Source organism: Candidatus Omnitrophota bacterium, assembly GCA_040755155.1.
Taxonomy (GTDB): Bacteria; Hinthialibacterota; Hinthialibacteria; order Hinthialibacterales; family Hinthialibacteraceae; genus JBFMBP01.
The window spans coordinates 43,999-66,144 of the sequence record JBFMBP010000002.1 but is presented as its reverse complement, the minus strand read 5'-3'; the positions used below and the strand labels follow the sequence as shown (position 1 = coordinate 66,144).

The window sequence follows — 22,146 nt, the reverse complement described above, 5'->3', positions numbered from 1 at the left end:
GGAATTACGTTCCTTTCGCGGCGGAGACGCTGCGAAACGCCTCCTCAAGCCAATGTTTCAGGCCGGTATACCGCTTCCGTATCTTATTGTTTCGAACGGCAATCTCAAGTGCGCGAGGGCTTCCCACCAGGATAACCATCTCTTTCCCCCGGCTGACGGCTGTATAGAGCAGGTTTCGCTGCAGCATGGGATAATGCTGCATGGAGAGGGGAATCAAAACGGCGCGGTATTCTCCGCCCTGCGATTTATGCACTGTAATGGCGTATGCCAGCGCCGTATTTTCCAATTCCAGCCAATCGTAGCGTACCTCGACGCCGTCAAAGACGATGATCGCCTGCAGATTCTTCGGATGAATATCGCAGACGATGCCGATATCTCCATTGAATACGTCCTTCGAATAATCGTTTTTCGTTTGCATCACTTTATCGCCCACGGCGAGGCTGTAGAAAGGAGTCTTCACCCGCAAGGGAGCGGGATTGAGGCATTCCTGTAAAGCCTCGTTCATCTTCTCCACGCCGACCTCTTTTTTAATCATAGGACAAAGAACTTGAACGTCCTTTTTGGGATTCAAACCCATCTGCCGGGGAATGCGGTTGACGGCCATTTCGAGAATGGCGCTTTTGGCGTCGAGATCGTTAGGACGATTGACGAAATAAAAATCCTGCCCGCCTTCGATCCCCGCGCCCGATAAATCGGGAAGTTGGCCTTGGTTGATCTTTTGCGCGTTGAAAGAAATAAGGCTGCTCTCGCCTTGGCGGAAAATTTCGGATAACAGAATAGTCTTGAATTTTTTACATTCGATCAAATCATGCAACACCAGTCCCGGCCCTACGGCGGGAAGCTGGTTCACGTCGCCGACGAGCAGCAAGTGGGCGGCGGGGGGAAGCGCTTCCAACATCGCGGCCATCAGTTCAGTTTCGATCATGGAGACTTCATCCACCACCAACAAATCGACGCTAAGTTTCCGTTCGGCGTTGCGGTTGAATTGCTGGGCTTCCTGGCTGTATTCCAAAAGCCGGTGGATAGTGGACGCCTTGCGCCCGGAACTTTCAGCCAACCGCCGCGCCGCTCGTCCTGTGGGAGCGGCCAGCAGCATCTTGGCGCCTCGCTGTTCCCAAAGGTGTAGAACGCCGCGAACGATCGTTGTTTTCCCCGTTCCCGGCCCGCCGGTGATAATGACGATTTTATTCTCCAAGGAAGCGCTTATCGCTTCTCGCTGGGCGGGAGCGAACCGGATGCGCATCTCCTCTTCCACCTGCTTCATTTCCTTCTCGCTCGGCGCTTTTAAAGCCATGCGCGAACTGCAAACAAAGAGTTGCGTCATCAAATGGGCGATCGTCCGCTCCGCTGTGTACAGTGGATAAAGATAGGCGGGAGAAGCGCCATCCTCCTCCTTGCCCGTAAGAAAAACCAGACGGTTGCCGCATAATTCATCCATCGAATTTTGCAGAGCGCTTTCGTCGTAGAATCCTAGATGGCGATAAGCCCGTTGATATAATTCCCGCTGAGGCAAATATACATGGCCGTCCGACGTGGCGGCGGCGAGGGAATAAACGATCGCTCCGGCGATGCGCTCCGGCGCGGAGGGCGGCATTCCCACCTTGGCCGCCACCCGTTCGATCTCTTCCCAGGGCGGGCGTTCGTACAACAGAAGAAGTTGATAAGGATCGCGCCGGACATAGGAAGAGGCGTGAACGCCGTAAACGGCGTAAGCTTTGTTAGCCCCGCCCGGCGTCAATCCCAAATCCATCAGGTCCTGCAAAATCGCTTTCTTCGAACGCGCCATATTCGCTTCTCCAAAGAATCATTCTCTCGCTTTTCCCGCAGGAATCAACATACCGGATTTCTTCTCTCCATCTTGATCGATCGGCGCGGATTACGGTAATCTAAGTCAAGCGTTATGCGCCCTGATATAAATCGCCATATCGCGCACGGCCTTAATAAATAAAATCCAAATTCTTAGGAGAGCGAAATGCGATTGCTTCGATTCGGCGAATCGGGAAAAGAACGGCCCGGCGTATTGAACTCGGCGGGAGAGATTGTCGACGTTTCCACCTTTACGGACGATTACCATGAATCCTTTTTCGAACAAGGCGGCATTCCCAGCCTGGCTTCCTGGTTCAAACAGAATGAAGCGGCTATGCCCAAGGTTCCCAATAGCGTACGTCTGGGACCACCCGTCCCGCGGCCGGGAAAAATTATCTGCGTGGGATTGAATTACAGCGACCACGCCAAGGAATCGGGGCAGGAGGTTCCTAAGGAGCCGGTGCTCTTTTCCAAAGCGCCGACGGCGTTGAACGGCCCCTTCGATCCTATCGAAATTCCCCGCAATTCCCGCAAGACGGACTGGGAAGCTGAACTGGCTTTTGTCATCGGCAAACGCGCCAAGTATATCGAGGAATCGGAGGCGATGTCCTATATCGCCGGATTCGCCGTCATGAACGACGTCAGCGAACGCGAGTTCCAAGCCGAACGCTGCGGGCAATGGGTGAAGGGCAAAAGCCACGACACCTTCGCGCCGCTGGGACCGTATCTTGTCTCGCCGGACGAAGTCCCCGATCCGCAGAACTTGGCGATTCAACTGGATGTCAACGGAGAGCGGATGCAGACGGGACATACGAGCCGAATGGTCTTCGGCGTGAAGTTTTTAGTAAGTTACATCAGCCAATTCTTGACTCTTTTGCCGGGCGACGTTGTCAGCACCGGCACCCCGCCGGGCGTCGGTTTCGGACGCAAGCCGCCGCTTTATCTCAAGCCGGGCGACGTAGTCGAGTTGAGCGTGGAAGGGTTGGGACGGCAGCGCCAGGAAGTCATCGCTTCGGCGTAACAAGTATTTCCTCCGGCTGAAGGAGGGATTCGCTTTCCTCCGGGGCGGCGATTTCCGCAATTTCCGCAATCGGACAGGCGGGGACGGGAGCGGGATGCTTGCCGAGATGCTGCTGCGCAATCAACAGGAAAGACGCGCCTGCAATGAGAAAAAGACCGAAAATCCATTGGCCCAAGGTCAATTTCTCGCCAAAGAAATAATAAGAACAGACGGAAGTAATGAAAGGATTGATTAGCTGGCAACTGCTGCTGATAGAAACGCCGAGGCGCTGCATGGCGTAATAAAAACAAACATGCGCGATGGCGATGCCGGTAAGGGCGGATACTACCAGAAGAACCAACCGAGGCGTCTGCATATCCCAAATCCGGCGCGGCTCGCCCAAAAACAGCATCATGACGAACAGGGCGGCGGACGTATAGAGGCAGATGATGGGAAAGGTAATCCAAGGTTTGCCGCCGCCCATAAAAAAGCGCACGAATACGCCGTAAAGTCCAAAAAGCATAGCGCAGGTAAAGACGATAGCCAGCCCCTTCCAGGAATTCGCCCATGGGATGCCGGTTTTCATAAGGTTCATGCCAGCGAAACCCGTTACCGAAAGAATCAAGCCATACCAGAAATAAGAAGATCGGATCAAAGGCCGCTCATCCTTAAAAAGCAGAAACGAACCGAGAATGGCGAAGACGAGAGAAATGCGATGCAGGAAGATCAATTTTCCCGGCTCCATAAAATAAACCGACCAGGCCCATAACGTTTGGGAACCAATATTCAACAATGCGGGAGGAATGGCGAGAAGAAAATATTTCTTTTCCACCTCGCCCCGGCGGATAAAATAAATCAGCGGCGCGAGCCAAAACAATCCGGCGATGGGATACCGTACGCCGTTTGCCGTCCAACCGTCGATCTCATGAATAAAAGATCGCAAGAAAAGGGGAACCGTACTCCAACCGAGAATCGCCCCCGCCAAGGCGAGCATCGCGGGGATATGCCAAGAACGCAAATTGGATTTCATTAGATTGTATGTCAGGATCGTTTCGCGTAATCAATTTTTAAAATGCGAGCCTCTTGCAAAACTATATTATTCCTCCCCCAAGCTTGGGGGAGGTTAGGAGGGGGTTGAGATAAGTCTAACAAAATCAACCCCCCTCTAACTCCCCCCAAGCTTGGGGGGAGAATTGAAAAGAAAATTATACCATTTATGCAAGAACCTCATGCTTTTAAGAAATATTTTTACTCAGAGAAGGATAGCGCCGTGAATCGTCCGATTACATGCCTGCATCTCGCCGATATTCATTTCGGCGTGGAAGCCTATGGCTATACCAATCCTGCTACCGGCTTGAATACGCGGCTGGAGGATTTTTCCTCCAGTCTGGAACAAGCCGTCGACCGCGCGTTATCGGAGCCAGTGGACTTAGTTCTCTTCGCGGGCGACGCCTATAAACGCAACAATCCCTCGCCCACGGAGCAGCGCGAGCTGGTGAAGCATTTCTGCCGCCTGGCCGATGCGGGCATCCCTACGGTGATGATTTCAGGCAATCACGACATCCCTGTCATGCACGGCAAGGCGTCGTCCATCGACATCTTCCGCCGCCTGCGCCCGGGAATGTTCTACGTCTGCGTCAACCAGCCGACTGTGGGCGACAGTCCTCCCTTCGTTGTTGATACCAAGAACGGCCCCATAGCCGTCTGTTGCCTTCCCTACATCAGTCCCAGCTTTCTGCGCAACTTGGAGCCGTACAAAGACCTGAAAAGCGAAGAACTGAGCGACGCCTGCCAGGAATATTATCACGACGTCATTACGGCGATGCCCGAACGGATTCCCAGCGAGACGCCGCGCCTCTTGCTGGCGCATTTAAGCTTGCATGGCGCGCTGTTGGGCGGCTATCGGGGCAGTCTGTTAATGAGCGAAGAGGTGCAATTGCCGCCAATGGAATTGGCGGCGGCAGGTTACGATTACGTCGCGCTGGGACATATCCACCGTTATCAAAATCTATCTCCGATTCCCAACGTCCCCGTAGTATATCCTGGCAGCATCGACCGCGTCGATTTTGGAGAAGCGGAAGAGAACAAAGGCTTCGTCATCGCCCGCATCCAGCGCGGCGGAGCGGAACACGAATTCGTTCCCGTCTCCGTTCGCCCTTTTTGCTCCATTCACATCGAATGCGATCCTGGCGAAGATATCACCGAAAAAATTTTAACGGCTATCACCCGCGAAGAGATATCCAGAGCCGTGGTGCGGCTGTCCTACGTCGCCGACGACGCGGAAGCGCAGGCGCTGGATATGAAGCGCATCCAAGAGGCGCTGCGTCCCGCGCATTTTAAAGCGGGATTCTTCCGCATCCCCCGCGAATCGGTTTCGAAGCGAAGAAGCTCCACCCTATCCCGCGAGGCGACGCTGGCCGACGCGCTGGCGGCGTATATTCGAGAGCATGAAGAATTAAAAGACGAAGGGCCAGCCCTTTTGGAAAAAGCTAAAGACATCGCCGCCGTTGTGCAAGATGGTTTGTAAACTCAAGGAATTAACAATTGCGTCTAATGCCGCATCATTCAACACCGATTTCCACAGAGCTCATCCGGTCATAGGCTGCCTTAAGGAAGAGTGATTCTAATCCGCTAAAAATCAAGGGATTATCTCATGAATTTACTTTCGCATGTAGCAAAATTCTGACGCTTAAAGTGCGAACTTTACGGTTATAATCTCTCTCCTTTTTCCCCCATCCAAGGCCATCCTCTCGCTATTTACCTCAAAAATCCTCGAAAATTCGATTTCTTCCCTTGAATATAGATTATGTTACCTATAATATATTCGTATTATAAACGACATAATTTCGCTACAGTATCTTATGAATTTAGCCGATCTTTTCACCCGCAATCTTTCGCCTCGGCAAAAACAGTACGAAGCGGTTCGCGCCGTCGCTTTTAGCGAAGGAACGTTGGCCGAGATCGCCGCTCGCTTCGGCTACACCCCTTCGTCTCTGCGGGTGTTGGTCCATCGCGTCGCGTCGGGAAAGCAGGCGCTCTTTCCCGACGTCAAGCGCGGGCCGCAAAAACCGCAAACCTCTCCGGACGCCGCCGGCCTCGCGATTCGATTGCGGCGGCGAAAACGCTGGAATTCCCAAGAAATCGCCGAAGAATTGGGCCGGTCGGGTTTCTCCATCAGCGCCCGCACCGTGGAGCGGATTCTGGCGGAAGCGGGATTTCCAAAACTGCGCCGCCGCACCGATCGCGAACGAGGAATCAGCAAAAAGGGCGTTCTGATCGCGCCCCGATCCGGTCCTCTGGATTTTGCCACGCTCCAACCTTTTCACGCCGAATGCCAGGTGGCCGGGGTGTTTTTCTTTCTGCCCTATATTTTGGAATCGGGAATCCTCGACATCGTCAAGCAGTGCTCGCTGCCCCACTCCTCGGACATTGGCAGCCAACAAGCCGCCTTGTCCATGCTTCTGCTCAAACTCATCGGCAACGAACGGCTGAGCCATATCCAGCCCTACGATGCGGATCGGGGATTCGGCGTGTTCGCCGGGTTGAACGCGCTGCCCAAGCCCGCCTATATGGGTTCCTATTCCTGCCGCACCGACGCGGCGACTCTCCTGCAGTTTCAGCGGGAAATCATCGCCCGCTTTCGCGACCGCTATCCCGCTCTGTATCCCGGCCAAACCATCAATCTGGATTTTCATTCCATTCCCCATTTCGGGGAGGAATCGGAAATGGAGCCGGTCTGGTGTGGCAGCCGGGGCAAGGCGATGAAAGGCGCTCATACCTTTTTCGCGCAGGATGGAATCAGCGATTCCTTGTTGTATACGCGCGCCGATATCCAGCGCCGGGAGGCGTGCGAAGAGATCAAATCGTTTGTGGACTACTGGCTTCAGGTGAAAGGGATCGTGGATGAGACATTGGTATTCGACTCGAAATTAACGCGGTATGAGATTCTCCATGAACTCGACAAGGACAACATCAAGTTCATTACCTTGAGAATTCGCAGCCAAAAACTGATCGAGGAGGCGTTGCGTCTTCCGGAAGCGGAGTGGGAGAAGGTCTACCTGCCGATTCCCAAACGGAAATACAAGCATGTGAAAGCGCATCAGAGTCAAGTCGCGCTCCTTCCCGGCGAAAAACCCTTCCGGCAAATCATCGTCAAGGATCATGGGCGCAGCGAACCGACGTTTATTCTCACCAATCGGGACCAGATGAAACTCGTCGACATTTTGACGATCTACGCCAAGCGGTGGCATATCGAAAACAAACTCGCCGAATTGGTCGACTTTTTCAGTTTGAACCGGCTCTCTTCCCCCATTTTGATTCGGATTCACTTCGACGTCTTATGGACGATGATTGCCGATACGTTGTATCATATCTTTGCGCAGGAGCTGCGGCGGTTTGACAAATGCCGCTCCCGTAAGATCTTTCGCCACTTTATCGATATGCCGGGGCAAGTCGTTTTCGATGGAAAATCTTTTATAGTCAAAATTCGCAAACACGCCGCCACTCCGATTCTGATGGGGATCGAAAAACTGAAATCCGACATCGCAGTCCCCTGGCTCGATAACAAGCCGCTAAGGATCGTTTGGACTCCCTAACTCTTGTCGCTTAAAAACGCTGTGGAAATCGGTGTTCAATCAAAGCGTTAAAATCGGATATTTGTTCCGGCTTGCCGAGGAGAATCAGTTCGTCTTCCAATTGAAAAACCATATCGATCGAAGGATTGGCGTACAATTTCCCTCCTCGCCGAATAGCGACAAGTGTTGCGCCGTGTTTCTTTCTAATTTCCGATTGCGCCAGAGTTCGATCCAGCAAGGGAGAAGAGGGAGAGAGTCTAATGACGGCGATCTCCATTTCCGAGAGATGGAAATGGACGTCGCTCATCGATATTTTCACGGGTTGCAATTGCCGCAGCATTTCATAGCCGCCGGAGCGGATTTCGTGGACGAAGCGGTCGATGCGGTCTCTCGATACAAGATATTTCGTCAACACGCGAGTGAAGATTTCGATCGACGTTTCGTATTCTTCGGGAATAACCTCATCGGCGCCGAGATCGATCAACGGCTTCATTTCCGACAAGAACCGGGTGCGAACGACAATAAAGAGAGAAGGATTTTTTTCTCGGGCAAGGCTCGTTATGCGTCGCGCGGCGGCGGGATCGGCGATGACGATGGCGAGAATTCGCGCCGCCTTCACTCCCGCATGTTCGAGGACGGCGGTCTGCGCCGCATCGCCATAGAATATCGGTTCGCCCCCTGCGCGTTCTCTTTTAACGGTTTCGGGATTCATTTCAACGACGACGTAAGGGATATCCGCCATTCGCGCCGCCCGCGCCAAATTTTTGCCGATAAGGCCGAAACCAACAATAATCAAATGATCTTTCTTTTCTTGGTTCTCAGCTTGAACGGCTTCCCAATCTTGTCGGCCAAGCCCGCTTTTGATTATTTCGGGAAGAGGGAGCCTTAAAGCGAATTGGGCTAATTTCGGAGATTTCTCCATCATGAAGGGCGTCATCATCATGGAGAGAATAGCGACGGCAAGAAATATTTGATAGTTTGTTTCCGTTATTATTTGGCTGTTCATCCCCGCCTGCGAAAGAACAAATGAAAATTCTCCAATCTGAGAAACAGCCAATCCCGCGAGGATGGATACGCGCAGCGGCAATCCTGCCAAGAGTATCGAGAAAAAGCCGATGACGCTTTTAATTCCCATTACGAGAAATGTCAATGCCGCAAGGAAAAGAAGATTCGCAAAGAAATAATGGAGATTTAACAGCATTCCTACGGAGATAAAAAAGAAACTGAGAAAAAGTTCCCGAAAAGGCAATATCCCGCCCAGAGCGTGAAGGCTGTATTCCGACTCGGAAATGATGAGTCCGGCGAGGAATGCGCCCAAACCAAGAGAGAGCCCCAAACTGGAAGTCAGCCAAGCGACGCCCAAACAAAACGTGATGACGGTCAGCAGAAAGAGTTCTTTGATGCGCGTTTTGGCGATCTGGAACAATAACGCGGGCATCCAATAGCGGGCGCTTAAGAAAACGGCGGCGATTATGAACAAACCTTTCAGCATCGTCCAAACAATGGCGGGGGCGGAATGTTCTTCTCCTCCCGCTAAAAGTGGAACAGCCAATATCATGGGCACGATGACAATATCTTGAAAAATAAGAATCGAGAGCGCCGCCCCGCTATGAGGGGACGCGATTTCCGCTTTATCCAAGAAGATTTTCAAAACGATGGCCGTACTACTTAACGATAGAAGAAAGCCGATAAAAATCGCTTGCCCGAAAGGCAACCCCCATTGGCTGGCGGCCAGATACGCCAAAAAAATCGTAAGTAAAACTTGGATGGAACCGCCCAACAAAACAGTTCGCTTCATTCGCGCAATATGCTCAATGGAAAATTCTATGCCGATGGCGAAAAGGAGAAGAATAACGCCGAATTCCGCCAGCGCTTCCACTTCGTGAACCTGCTCGATCCATTTCATGCCAAACGGTCCCGCCGCCATGCCGGTCAAAAGAAATCCGACAAGACTGGGAATGCGAATCAGGCTGCATCCATACAATGCCGCCATCGATAAGCCGAAGAGGACGAAAAGGTCTTTGAGGAAAGGGAGTTCCATAGTTAGACGATTATTCCAGAAAAGCCTCCAGCGAGGCATTTTCTTGGCGATTTTGGCGTAAACAGCGGCTGTATCCGCAAGGGATGAGATGTCGAGATGTTCGCGGCTGCCATGGATGTCGTCTCCGCTAACGCCGCTGGGGAAGCCTCGTCCTCCCCTCAATGTTGTTGGTTATACCTTATATCAAATGGCAAACGGTATTAGCCGTTTCCTTCACGTCATCATTTTGCATAAAGTACAAAGGCTGGCTACGCCTTGCCTTTACCGCCCTGCTCTGCCTCTAAGTTTCAACAAGCGATGGGGCAAATCCCCTGAATTACTAAAACATACATTTTAAGCAGGTTATGAAGCGCAACTTCTCCGAATATATCAATCTTTTATCAGAAGATATCGAGGTGGATGTCCTGCTTTCAATAAGGAAACATTCTATAGCGAGTCGCACCAAATCACTCAATTCCGTGAAGAACCATATTATACAAGAGCCTCTTGCAAAATTCCCTTATTCCTCCCCCAAGTTTGGGGGAGGTTAGGAGGCAATGCCATTAAGTTAAGGTTAATATAATTTTCTTTATCAAAAAAAGGACGCATATTAGCAAGAATTGATTGAACTTCCCCTCACCCTAACCCTCTCCCAGAGGGCGAGGGAATGGAATTGCGTTAATTTACGCCTTAACTTAATGACATTGGGTTAGGAGGGGGTTGTTTTAAGCTTAACCAAATCAACCCCCCTCTAACTCCCCCCAATCTTGGGGGGAGAATTGAAAATTGGATTTAAACATTTTTGCAAGAGCCTCATTAGTTTCGTTATTATTTACAAAGCATATGGCCATAAAAAAGCGGGGCGCATCATGCCCCGCTCTAATCGGATAATCAATATTATCGGATTTAATGGCCGCCCGGAAAAAAAATAACACTAACCCAGTAAAGCAAGAAGAGCAAAACTAGTCCGAGTCCGATGCTCCAGCCAATGAGTTTTTTTTCGATACTCAGGAGCGGTTCGTATTCCATCTTTTTCAGTTCTTCGGAAAGTTTCGGTTTTGTTGACATATAAGAACGCCTCCTTTAATTTCGTTATCCTACCACCGGGGGTTTCACTCCATGGAAGAACAGCCAGGATATGAACAGCCCGATCCAAATGATGAAGCCAAAAAGGCATAGAATATAAACGGCGGCTAGTTTTCCTATACCCTCCTCCCACAATTTTTTGAAATGAGAAACAACGCCGATCGTAAAAAAGGTCATGGTAAAGAAAATCCCTCGCAAGACATTGCTCTCGCCCATGGCCGCTTTGGTTTTGTTTGTTAGATCGGGAAAATTCATTCCGATCAAAAGAATGACTAAAAATGTTACGACATACCCTATGACGAATTTGGGGAATCGCTGCCAGATTTCACCGATTCTGACTTTTTCCCCCGGCTTGCTTTCGATAACGGTGCACCAAATAATAGCCAGGATGAAAGCCCAAATGCCGATGAAGATATCGATAAATACTTTCACCGTCGTAGCGGCGCCCATGATCCAACCTTCTTGGTAATTAATTCCATCGGCGGCAAGCGCCTGCGCCCTAATTAGAGCATCGGTTACAGCGCCGCTGGCCACGGCGGCGCCATCGGTTTTGACGGCGAGACCCATCCATGCTCCCGCCACCATGGGCTCCTGGTAAAGAAAATGCTGCGCCACGAAGGGAAGGAACAATAACTCGACAACCGCAAAGATCACAACCAGCGAAGAAACCATAATGGGAATCACAGGGCGCGCGCGGATGGCGCTTCCGGTGGCGATGGCCGCGGATACTCCGCAGATGGAAATTCCCGACGCCAAAGGAGCAGCCCACTCCCGGCTGAATTTGAAGTATTTGCGCGCAACATAGTACACCACCGCCCAGTAAATCAAATAAGCTTCAATGATCGCGCATAACCCGCGGAACATAACAGCCGTCGCTAATCCAAGTTTTTCCACCGCCGTAATGCCGATGAAGCCGCCGAGAATAACAATGGCCGTTTTGATGTATAGTTCGGGTTTTACAGCTTCCTTGATGGAATCGGCGAAACTCGGAAAAAAGTTGCCTACCACTAATCCCATGAGAAGAGCCACAATAAATCCGGCTTCGGAAGTCATTTTCAACGCCCAGGAAATGCCGAATTTCTGCATATCGGCGGACGTCGTTACTGCAATATAGGCCCAACTGCCAACGATCCAACATAGATAACTAATAAAAAATATAGCTGTAAAGCCATAGATAAATTTGCTTAGTTTAGCTTTTAAAGCTATTGCGCCTATGGATAATACTGCCACCAAGAAAACATAAGTGGCGATAAGGGATGGGATCGCTCCGAGCCAGGCATAGTTGGCGGATACGGGTTTCAAAGCCTTTGTGATATCGGTCCAGATGGAAGTTGTAATAACCCATCCCAGAAGATCGACATCGGCAAAGACTCCCAAGGAAAGAAGGAAGATAAATAATCCAATCCATACCGCTAACCAGTCTTCGCTAATTCCTAACTTATTCTCCTCCATTTTTGCGATACCTCCAATAGTTGGGATAACAAATCAAACCAATCTTTATTACGCTTTATCATGGTTCCGCGTGAATTGCAACCGGTATTTCCAATTTAAATCAAAAATCCCCCGTTTTTAGATTTTCTACTGATTCTCTGATGCTCGAATTCCTTATGTCAAGATTTCTTCCAGGCCATAGCAACATAATGAACGCCGATTTCCACGGAGCTCAACCAATCATAGACTCCCTAAAGGAAAGGCGAATTCAATCCAATAAAAAATCGAACATTATCTCCTATACTCTTCTGTGTTTGCAACAAAATTTCGACGCTTACAATACAAGATTTTCGGTTATGATAGCTCTTCATTTTTCAGAATCAAAGGCCATCCGGACGCTGTTTCCTCAAAAATTAAAAAAATGGCAATCTCACTTCTTCCTATCTCGATGCAGCCATCGGATGGAGGCAGCTATCGCGGCATTCTCAGCGCGATTTCGGCGTAGACGGCGGCCGTATCAACCAGAGATGGGATATCGAGATATTCGCGGCTGCTATGAATGCCGTTTCCGCTGACGCCATAGCCTATGGTCGGGCATCGGCCCTGGTTGGTGAAAAAGTGCAAATCGGTGAAAGCGCCGAAGAGAAGCAATTTCGCTTCCCGGCCAAGGACGCCGCTGACAGCTTCTTGAGCGATTTTGCATATCGAAGAGTTGGGATTGGTGATGCCGGCGTTGAATCCTTCGATCGTTTCCAGTTTGGCTTTGAATCGTTTGTCTTCTTTTTTCATCTCTCGTATCTCGGCTTCGAATTCGCTTTGGACTTGAGCGATGTTCTCTTCAGGAATCAGGCGGCGGTCGATGGTAAAGTGGAAGCGGTCGGGAATCGTATTCACTTTCGCGCCGCCTTCAGCGAGCCCGCCCATCGTCAGGCTGGGATGTTTGTATTCCGGATTGCTCATGACATAAGCCGATTGGCGGTCGGAGACTCTCTCGTGCATGGCGCGGAAACGCTCGGCCAATCGCATCCCCTTTTCGAAAGCGTTGACGCCGCTGCTGGGCGTGGAGCCGTGGCCCGAGACTCCGAAAACCGTCGCATCCGCCCAAAAAACGCCGCGATGGCCGTAAGCGATGAGGTCTTCCGATCCCCCCTCACAGACGACGGCGGCGTCGGGGCGTACGATTTTATTTTTCACGATATAGCCCGCGCCGCATTCGCCGCCGATCTCCTCGTCGCAAGTGAAGGAAAGTTCCAGGTTCCAGGCGGGCTGCAAGCCACAGGTTCTCAACGCCTTGACGGCGTAGATCATGGCGGCCAGGCATCCCTTCATATCGCTGGTTCCCCGTCCGTAGAGTTTTTTACTTTTGACTACAGGCGCATAAGGATCGGTCTTCCAATCGCTAGAGACTGGCACTACGTCGTAATGGCCGTTGAAGTGCAGCGTTTGGGAAGCGCGAACGTTCCAGCGGGCGATCAGATTAAGCCGTGGATAATCCCACGTTTCCGGCGGCGCCAGTTGTTTTTGGATCGCCAAGGGGACTCTTATTATTTTCGTTTTCAATCCTGCCGAACGCGCCTCGGCGTCGAGAAAATCCACGCAGGGCGCGTAATCCCGGCCGGGAGGATTCTCCGTCGCAAAAGCGCACAACCGCTGCGTCCATTCGATCATTTCCTTCCGTTGCGATTGCAGATACTGCCGGATGTTTTTCCGAATCTTGCCGTCGATCATTGATTGTCTCCAAAACCGCCTATTCAATCGGCGGAATGCCGGGCAGTTTCATAAATTTCTTTGAACTCGCTCCATGAGGTTCTATGCGAGGCGGGCTTTAACCAATCCCGTGCGGATAGAGTCATCAACAAAAGCAAAACCGTCAACGCCGCCGCGCTGATGGCGCATCCGATGTAATAGGGCCGAGGCGAGTATATCAATTGAATCGTATGCTCGCCGCTGGCTACCGGCAACGCCATGAAAGCGTAATTGGCGCGGACGATGGGAGAAGGCTTGCCGTCGACGTTCGCCCGCCAAGAGGGCGAATAATTCTCCGTAACGACCAGAAGGCCGTCGTATTTCGCCTTGACATGAATAAAGAAACGGTCGGAATCTGGACGGGTGAATTCGACGGCGTTTTCGGCGGATTGTTCCGTTTGCAAGGGAGACTTTTCCATGACGATCTCATCGCCCTTATGCAAGAACGCCGGGATTTCCTCTCCCGGCTGGCGCTGGTTCGATCCGGCGATAATTTCATCCGCGTTTTCATACCAAAAAAGATTGCGGGTCAAGTAGACAGCGGGAAAAGCGGATGGATTTTCATAGATTGGCAACTCGCCCTTTTCGGGGGAAAGGACAAGTCCATTTTTATCTTCCGTCATGAGAGCGATTTCAAAGAGAGAATAACGGACGGGAGCGTCGAATTCCACGGCGACGCGATCGACTTCCCGTGTGGCGCTGAAAGGATAATAGGCTAGATATTGCCGCACCTGCGTATAACCCCGCTCGCTGGGTATGGGAAACCAGCGGTATTCGCCGGCGGGGCGATGCCGGGCGTTCTCCAAAACATAATTGGCGATATCCACGCCCACGCGGATGGGAAACGTTTCCACCGCCTGGCTGGCGCGCAGGATGCGGACGCGGCCCGCTTCGGAGCCTTGAGCCAAGCCCAAAGCGCCCGCCATCAGCCAACGGAATTGAATCGCCTCCGCCGTGATAGGTTCGGCGGGAGCGGTTTCCAAATGGCAGGGACCGGCCTGATCGCTACGGCCCGTATAAAGCGATTCGTAGTGGGGATAACCGATCGCATACCGCACTCCCAACAAATTCAGCAAAGCGGGGGGCAGCGTCTTCAGCCGCACCGTACGATTCGGATCCGAGGCGGGGGATTGCCCCCCCCAGGCGCGCAGGAGTTCGGCGTAACGTCGGGGAGCGGCGGGATCGTAGCCTTGAACGTCATAAAGCCGGTAAACATCGGAAAGGCGGTGCATGAGGGCGGGACGTATCCATTTCACGCGCACGTCGCTTCCCACATCGATGAAGGGAGCAAAGCCGCATACGCGATGCAACTCCTTCGGCGTCGTTTTCTTTTGAATGTTTTGTACGCTCGCGGGGGGATCGAAGAAATCGGGCGCCGCGGTTTGCAAAAAAAGACGCTGGCCGTATTGCATCGATTGGGCGATCAGTAATAGACATAAAAGACAATTCGCCAAGCCCGGCCGGATTTTTTTGGCATATAGGGCGAGAAGAACGAAGCCGGTCAATGCCGCCCAGAAACAAAACATCAGAAAAGCCCATCGTCCGTCGGAGAGCGAGTCGGGAATGAAGGTTTTCGTCATGGCGGAATGAACCGTCGTCCGCCATACCCAAGGATCGAATGCCGCCGCGAGAAGATAGACGGATAAACATATCAACGTTGCCGCCCATAAGAAATAATAGACGCGGCGGGATTTCTCCGAATCTTCCGTCCATGCCTGAAAGCCATAGGCGGAAAAGATAGGAAGCGCGATAGCCGCCATGAGCAGCGAACGGTTGGGTAAGTTGAACCGATCCCAGCCGGGAAGCCAATCGTAAAGCCAGCGGGAGAGAATACCGTCGTCTCCCAAGGTCAAGAGAACCGCCAACGCCGCGGCGGAAGCCAATCCATAACGCAATGGTGAAGAAACGCGCTTCCATCCCGCCGGGATGAAGAAAAGAGCCGTGATTCCGATATAACAGGTCCCTTCCCAAGGATCGCATCGGGAAATTTCCTGCTGCGAAAGGCCGCCGAAAAACGATTTCCATAATTGGCGCCAATCCAGTGAACCCGCCATCGCCTCGGCGTAATCCAATCGTCCGCGCAGCGTCTCGCCAACGTTGAGAAGCGCGGGCAGCCACATCCCAACTGTCAGCAGAATGGACGCTCCCGCCGTGAGGATCAACGCGCCGGCCGCAAAAAGAGAAGACGATCGGCGTCCGCCGTAAAAAATCGAAAGAATCGCCAGAAACAGAAAAGCATAAGCCGCCGTGTGGGGAACGCCCGCCAGGATCGTCATGGATAAAAAGAATGCCGCGGGCAAACATGGCGCCCACTTTCTCCTTTCCAGGGCGGAAAGATAGAAATAAAGCAATCCCGGAAGCCAACTGACGCCTTCGAGCAATCCCATATTCGCAATCTTGCACCGCCAAAACGCGCTCAGAAGAAACGCCAATGCGCCGAAAAACGCCGCTGGCGGCTGTAATCCCAATCCTCTCAGCAAAAGGAGCATCAATCCGCCCCCCAGCATAAAATGGCCGATCAACAATAAACCGCACCCAAAGGGCGAAGGAAAAATCTTCATGATGAAATTGGGCCAATATAAGAGTTGGGATTGCGGATTGTCGTCGCGGGAATAACCGCAGAATAAATAAGGGTCCCATAAACCAACAAAGGGATCGGCGTGCAATAAGCGAAGAGGATAAAAGAAAAGAAGCGAATCTTCATCCAGAGGAAGATGTCCCTGAAAAACGATCGGATAATGAAACATTACCGCCAAAAAAGCCAGTAACAAAATAAACCAGCCATCCGTTTTCGTTAAGGCTGGCGCCGATGGAAGCGAATCTTGATTCATCATGATCGTTTCATTACGCCGTTCCGCCATCGTCATGACGGCGCTTTGCGGCGCCGATTGCTCTTTTCCCACGGCTCTTATAACATGGTTCGTCGCGATTGTCATCCTGAATCTGACAGCGGCTTGGGGGATTGCCAAGACGATGGTAAAGTAATTCCCATATATCGATTTAATAACTCATGTTTCGCATTTCCATTCTCTCCCCCTTTGGGAGAGGAAATGTAAGATGGCCTATTTATCGGAAAACGGCCTTTGCGCGTTAATGAATTAATAAGAAATATTGAATATCTCGATCCTCCGTATGGAAGGATCGATCGATGGATAGATGCCCATGCCGAAAAAAGGCGCCCCCAAAGGCCCATTGTGGAAATTTTTGATAATAGACGCGATCGTCGTACCCTCCGCTCTCGCCTTATCGTTTCTGGTCCGGTTTCAAGAATTTCGTCCCGAAAACAGTGCGATTTATCTTAAATTAATCCTGCCGATCCTTCTCATCCGCCTCGGTTCGCTGATGGTTTTCCGATTATACAACTTCAGCCGCAGCCTCACGAGTTTCGATGTTCTTTATATTACAGGCGCATCGATGCTCTCAGCCCACGCCATCGAGTATCTGACGATTCTCTACTCGGGGAAATATCTCTTCCCTTCCTATGAAATATCTCAATCCATCGTCGCCTTGAATTATTTATTCAGTTGGGCGGGCGTCGCTCTATGGCGCATCTTGTATTTGGAAAGACGCAGGCGTTGGGCTTACGACCGCACCCGGATTCTCATCGTGGGAGCGGGAGCGTTGGGCGAAAGCGTGCAACGCGACATTCAACAGTATTCGAGATTAGGTCACGAAGTCGTGGGTTTGGTGGACGACGATATCGAAAGCCGGGCGAACGGTTCTCCCACTCTGGGAAAAATGAGCGACTTGCGCCAACTTGTGGAACAGCATCGGATCGACGAAATCATCGTCACCAGCCAGATAGCAAACCGCCAGGAATTGTTGGACATCATCTCCGCCTGCCAGGCGACGGGATGTAAAACGCGGCTGCTTCCCGAACTGTACGAAGTGACCATCGGACAGGTGGAAATCGAACAGGTGGCGGGCATCCCGCTTATTAACGTGGATTCGGGATCGTTGAGCGATTGGGGCGTTTTCGTCAAGCGGACGATCGACATCGCCGCATCCGCCATTACGCTCCTTTTTCTCTCGATTTTGTCTCCCTTCATCGCCATCGCCATCAAAACCAGCAGTCCGGGACCTCTTTTTTATCGGCAGGAACGGATCGGGAAAGATGGAAAATACTTCACTCTTTACAAATTTCGCACAATGTACATAGACGCCGAAACGGAAACCGGACCGGTCTTATCCTGGGAGGAAGACCCTCGCGTCACGCCTGTGGGACGTTTTTTGCGGCGCTGGCATTTGGACGAAACGCCCCAGCTGATCAATGTGTTGCGCGGTGAAATGAGCCTGGTGGGACCGCGGCCGGAACGTCCTCATTTCGCCCAGCGCTTCGAAGAAGAGATTCCCGCCTACCGTCTGCGGGAATCGGTGCGGCCGGGCATGACGGGATTGGCGCAAATTCACGGCTTCTACAATTCCCCCGTCGAGCATAAGCTTCGGTACGATCTCGCCTATATCAACAACATGTCTATTCTGCTCGATTTAAAAATTCTGTTTCTTACGTTATGGGAGACGCTGCCGGGACATCGTAAGGAGGCGTAACCTCCCTTCCGACGTCCCCAATCGGAAAGATCGCCGCCAGTATGGGGTGCACCTTAGTCTGCACTTTTTCTTTTGGACAAAATCCTCTGCGCCGATAGAATGAATATAGGTATAATGCGCATGATTTCTTCAAGGGAGAATGGCGTGAGCACTTCCAGGCGATTTCCGAGAGAAGTTTCTGTATTGATCTTTCATAGCCTGGTCATTATCCTTTACGGTTTTTTCTTGATTTTTTTGCATCGAAAGACCGGCAATTCCCATATTGACGAAATGCTCGTCTTTCTTATACCGCTTGTCTTCTATTCCGCTTTCCGTCATCCCAGCTGGATGTATCTTTCCTTATGTTTCGTCATGTGCGGCGTCTGCGTCTGGGTTCTCCTCTCCATCGTCAAAAACTATAACGCCTCTTTCTATACCTTGACGGGGGTAATTGCAATCGTCACCGTTTTCAGCGCGATGGTTCATCGGCTGACTCAAGAGTGGCTCAAATCCGCAGAAGCCTACCGTTCCCTGGTCGATCATTCTTTACAAGGATTGTTGATCCTGCAGGATGGACGAATCGTGTTCGCCAATCGCGCCGCCGCCCGGCTCAGCGGATATTCATTGGAAGAATTGCTCGCATTGACGCCGAATGAATTGGAAACCGCCATAGACCCCGAAGATCAAGAAATGCTTCAAAAGCATTTCAACGGAACAGAGGCGGTTGAGAACGCCGAGGAGCGTTACGCCTATCGCGGATTCCGCAAAGACGGTTCGCCGATCTGGATCGAGCAATCCGCCAGTCCTATCGTCTACCGGGGAAAACCCGCCCATCAAATCGCCGTCATCGACGTCACGGAGCGAAAACAAGCGGAAGAGGCGCTGTTTAAGACTCAGACGGACTTGGAAAGGCGCGTGGAAGAACGCACTTCCAAGTTGGAAGACGCCAATCGTCAACTGCATCAAGAGATTCTCCAACGCCAGCTGGCGGAAGCATCGCTGCGGAAGTCGGAACGGGAACTGGAAATGCGCAATCGAATCGCCGATATTTTTCTCACCGTTCCCGGCGACGAACTTTACGCGAAGGTCTTGCAGGTGATCCTGGAAGCCATGGACAGCCAATATGGCGTTTTTGGCTACATCAACGAACAAGGGGACTTGGTCTGCGCCTCCTTCACGGAGGAGATATGGGAAAAATGCCGGATGCAGGGAAAAAGCGTCGTCTTTCCCCGCGACCAATGGGGAGGCTTATGGGGCCGATCGTTAATAGAAAAAAAGACGAACCTATCCAACCAACTGATGCAAACGCCGGAGGGTCACGTCCCCGTTTTCCGGGCCATATCCACGCCCATTCTTCATCAAGACGAGTTGATCGGTCAATTTCTCGCCGCCAATAAAGAGACGGATTATAACGAAGAAGACCAAGCCCTGCTGGAGACGCTCGCTTCCAATATCGCGCCGGTTCTTCACGCCCGTCTGCAACGCGACCGGTGGGATCGGGAACGGATGCGGTTCGAGGAGGCGCTGCGCGACAGCGAAGAGCGCTTGCGGCTGTTGATCGAAAACTCGGAAGATATCGTATCCCTGCACGACTTCGAAGGCAAATACCTTTATTTCCACGGCCCCAGCCGGTTTGGAATCGATCGGCGGGAAATTCTGGGGAAGACGCCCTACGACCTTCTGCCTCCGGAAGAAGCCGCTCCTCTCAAAGAGCAAATCCAAAAAGTCGCTCGGAGCGGCCAAGCTATAATGGTGGAAAACCGGAAAACCTTTTGCGGCGAAACGTTTTGGTTTTCCGATCAGATTTATCCCATCCGCAACGCGGACGGTCAAATCGCTTGCGCGGCCAATATCAGCCGGAACATCACGGCGCGGAAAAAAGCGGAATTGGCGCTGGCGGCGGCGCATGACGATTTGGAAAGAAGAGTCAAAGAACGCACCGCCGTTCTCGATCGCTTGAACGAACGCTTGCAAAAAGAGATTGAAGTTCGCATTCGCGCCGAAGAGGCGCTGCGCGAGTCGGAAGAACGATTCCGCGTCGCGGTGGAAAGCGCTTTCGACATCATTTACGAATGGAACATTCCCCAAGGACGGCGAGACTGGTACGGTAAAATCGATGAAACGCTGGGCTTCGCTCCCGATCAATTCCCCCGCACGGAAGAAGCCTGGGAAAACATCATCGATCCCGGCGATCGCTGCTGGGTTTTGGCTTGGATGAATCGTCAAATGGACGAGTGGGAACCTTATTCCCGCGAATACCGCGTTCGCAGGAAGGACGGAACCATTCTGCATTGGATGGATCGAGGCCGATTTATCCGTTCCGGCAAAGACAAACCCTTGAAGTGCATCGGCATCATCTCCGACATCACGGAGCGCAAACAAGCCGAAGAAGCGTTGCAAGAAAGTCAAGGCAAACTGAAAGCGATCTTCGATGGCGCCGTCGACGCCATTTTCATGAAAGACGCGCAAGGCAAATACGTTACCGTGAACAAAGCTTTCCAGGATTTGTTCGATTTTTCCAAAGTGGACGTTATTGGCAAATCCGACGACGACCTCTTTCCTCTCCCCATTGCGCGCCATATTGAAGAAATCGACAAACGGGTTTTGGAAGGCGAAGTCGTCGAAGAAGAGGATTCGAGAACCATAGATGGCATCGACAGCACGTTCCATGTTACGAAAGTCCCTCTATACAACGAAAAAGGCCAAATTTTCGGCCTCTGCGGCATCGCCCGCGACATCAGCGAACGCAAACGGGCGGAAAAAGCCTTGCAGGAAAGCGAACGCCGATACCGCTCGATCATCGAAAACATCAACGATGGAATCTGGATTCATACTTTCTCGGGCGATGTGATCGACATCAACGACGCCGCATGCAAAATGGCCGGATGCGAGAAGTACGAAATCGTAGGAAAAAATCTTCATATTTTCTGTACGGAAAAAACCCAGCGGGAGTTCCCCTCCCTCATTGAACAAATCATCGAAAAAGGAGCACTGGTTTTCGACGCGGAATCTTTGTCGAAGGATGGGACCGTCATCCCCGTCAGCGTCAGTTCCCGGCTCGTATCCAAGGAGAATGGGGGAGTGATTCAATCGTTCGTGCGCGACATCGCCGAACGTAAGCGGATGGAGCAAAAAATCGAGGCTTCCCTGCGGGAAAAAGAAGTTCTTCTCCGAGAAATCCATCACCGGGTGAAAAATAATTTGCAGGTGATCGCCAGTCTCTTCGATCTTCAACGCAATTATACGAAAGATGCAAACAGTATAAGAATATTGAACGAAAGCAAGGATCGAATCCGTTCCATGTCTCTCGTTCACGAAAAATTGTATCAATCGAAAAATTTGGCGAAAATCCATTTTAAAGACTACGTCAACGATCTTGTCGTCTCCCTCTTTCATTCCTACAACATTAATCCGGGAAGGATTTCGTTGAAAATCGATATCGAAGATATTCCTATGGCTGTAGACGTAGCCATCCCCTGCGGCTTAATCCTCAACGAGCTGATCTCCAACGCCTTGCAGCACGCCTTCCCCCGCGATCGCGATGGAGAAATCGCCGTCGTCCTCCGCGTCGTTTTCGAAAACGGCGTCGAAATCGTCGTACGAGACAACGGCGTCGGCTTGCCGGAGAATTTCGATTTGGAAAACCTTACTTCGCTAGGCCTGAAACTTGCGCATGGATTGGTTAAGCATCAATTGAATGGAGAAATGGAAATCCATCGCCATGAAGGGACGGAATTCCGAATTCGCCTCAAGACGTGAGAGACAATAGGAAGGGAGGGCAAGCCTCATCAATAATCAACGTATCCTTTCTCCCAGATACACCGCATGAGTGATAATTGGAAGGGAGGGCGAGCCTCCTGGCGAGCCATTGCCTCAATGAGGCTCTGCGGGAGCCTCGCCCTCCCTTCTTTTGAACAAATTCTTTCCTTGAGGGAAGAAGAAGAACAATATTCTCG

13 protein-coding genes are annotated in these 22,146 nt (G+C 51.5%); 6 read left to right on the top strand and 7 right to left on the bottom strand.

Features of this window, described 5'->3' with window-relative positions; translation table 11 throughout:
• Nucleotides 1-4 precede the first annotated feature (4 nt).
• Nucleotides 5-1,786 (bottom strand): AAA family ATPase, encoded by a 1,782-nt coding sequence (locus tag AB1656_00395; protein ID MEW6233818.1) that lies wholly within the window; start codon nt 1,784-1,786, stop codon nt 5-7.
• A 186-nt stretch (nt 1,787-1,972) separates the two neighbouring features.
• Here AB1656_00395 and AB1656_00390 point away from each other — a divergent pair, with 186 nt between their 5' ends.
• Complete coding sequence (locus AB1656_00390; GenBank protein ID MEW6233817.1) at nt 1,973-2,827, top strand: fumarylacetoacetate hydrolase family protein; 855 nt, start codon at nt 1,973-1,975, stop codon at nt 2,825-2,827.
• On the opposite strand, the gene AB1656_00385 is transcribed toward AB1656_00390, so the two are convergent.
• The gene (locus AB1656_00385; protein ID MEW6233816.1) at nt 2,811-3,836 is read right to left on the bottom strand and encodes a DMT family transporter; all 1,026 of its coding nucleotides are present in this window, start codon (nt 3,834-3,836) and stop codon (nt 2,811-2,813) included. The two genes, AB1656_00390 and AB1656_00385, sit on opposite strands and share 17 nt — an antisense overlap.
• 240 nt (nt 3,837-4,076) lie before the next feature.
• Here AB1656_00385 and AB1656_00380 point away from each other — a divergent pair, with 240 nt between their 5' ends.
• Nucleotides 4,077-5,333 (top strand): exonuclease SbcCD subunit D, encoded by a 1,257-nt coding sequence (locus AB1656_00380; GenBank protein MEW6233815.1) that lies wholly within the window; start codon nt 4,077-4,079, stop codon nt 5,331-5,333.
• A gap of 334 nt (nt 5,334-5,667) precedes the next feature.
• Nucleotides 5,668-7,401, top strand: a complete 1,734-nt coding sequence (locus AB1656_00375) for a transposase (protein MEW6233814.1) — start codon at nt 5,668-5,670, stop codon at nt 7,399-7,401.
• A 10-nt stretch (nt 7,402-7,411) separates the two neighbouring features.
• On the opposite strand, the gene AB1656_00370 is transcribed toward AB1656_00375, so the two are convergent.
• The 5 genes from AB1656_00370 to AB1656_00350 all read right to left on the bottom strand — a co-directional run bounded on the left by AB1656_00370 (nt 7,412) and on the right by AB1656_00350 (nt 16,497).
• A complete protein-coding gene (locus AB1656_00370) occupies nt 7,412-9,583 on the bottom strand; it encodes a cation:proton antiporter (GenBank protein ID MEW6233813.1) in 2,172 nt (723 codons plus the stop codon).
• Nucleotides 9,584-10,306: 723 nt separating this feature from the next.
• Entirely contained in the window at nt 10,307-10,468 is a 162-nt protein-coding gene (locus AB1656_00365; GenBank protein ID MEW6233812.1) for a hypothetical protein, read from the bottom strand.
• Nucleotides 10,469-10,492: 24 nt separating this feature from the next.
• Complete coding sequence (locus AB1656_00360; protein MEW6233811.1) at nt 10,493-11,938, bottom strand: putative sulfate exporter family transporter; 1,446 nt, start codon at nt 11,936-11,938, stop codon at nt 10,493-10,495.
• A 450-nt stretch (nt 11,939-12,388) separates the two neighbouring features.
• Nucleotides 12,389-13,645, bottom strand: coding sequence for a M20 family metallopeptidase (locus tag AB1656_00355; GenBank protein MEW6233810.1), 1,257 nt, complete (start codon nt 13,643-13,645; stop codon nt 12,389-12,391).
• Nucleotides 13,646-13,668: 23 nt separating this feature from the next.
• The gene (locus AB1656_00350; protein ID MEW6233809.1) at nt 13,669-16,497 is read right to left on the bottom strand and encodes a YfhO family protein; all 2,829 of its coding nucleotides are present in this window, start codon (nt 16,495-16,497) and stop codon (nt 13,669-13,671) included.
• Between AB1656_00350 and AB1656_00345 the strand changes: the two genes are divergently transcribed.
• The 3 genes from AB1656_00345 to AB1656_00335 all read left to right on the top strand — a co-directional run bounded on the left by AB1656_00345 (nt 16,496) and on the right by AB1656_00335 (nt 21,949).
• Nucleotides 16,496-16,648: a hypothetical protein gene (locus AB1656_00345; GenBank protein MEW6233808.1), complete on the top strand. Its 153-nt coding sequence runs from the start codon at nt 16,496-16,498 to the stop codon at nt 16,646-16,648. The genes AB1656_00350 and AB1656_00345 overlap by 2 nt on opposite strands.
• Before the next feature lie 177 nt (nt 16,649-16,825).
• Nucleotides 16,826-18,211 carry a sugar transferase gene (locus AB1656_00340; protein MEW6233807.1) on the top strand — a complete coding sequence of 462 codons (1,386 nt, stop codon included), beginning with the start codon at nt 16,826-16,828 and terminating at the stop codon, nt 18,209-18,211.
• Between the two features lie 144 nt (nt 18,212-18,355).
• On the top strand, nt 18,356-21,949 hold the full coding sequence (locus AB1656_00335) for a PAS domain S-box protein (GenBank protein MEW6233806.1): 3,594 nt from the start codon (nt 18,356-18,358) through the stop codon (nt 21,947-21,949).
• Nucleotides 21,950-22,146: the final 197 nt, after the last annotated feature.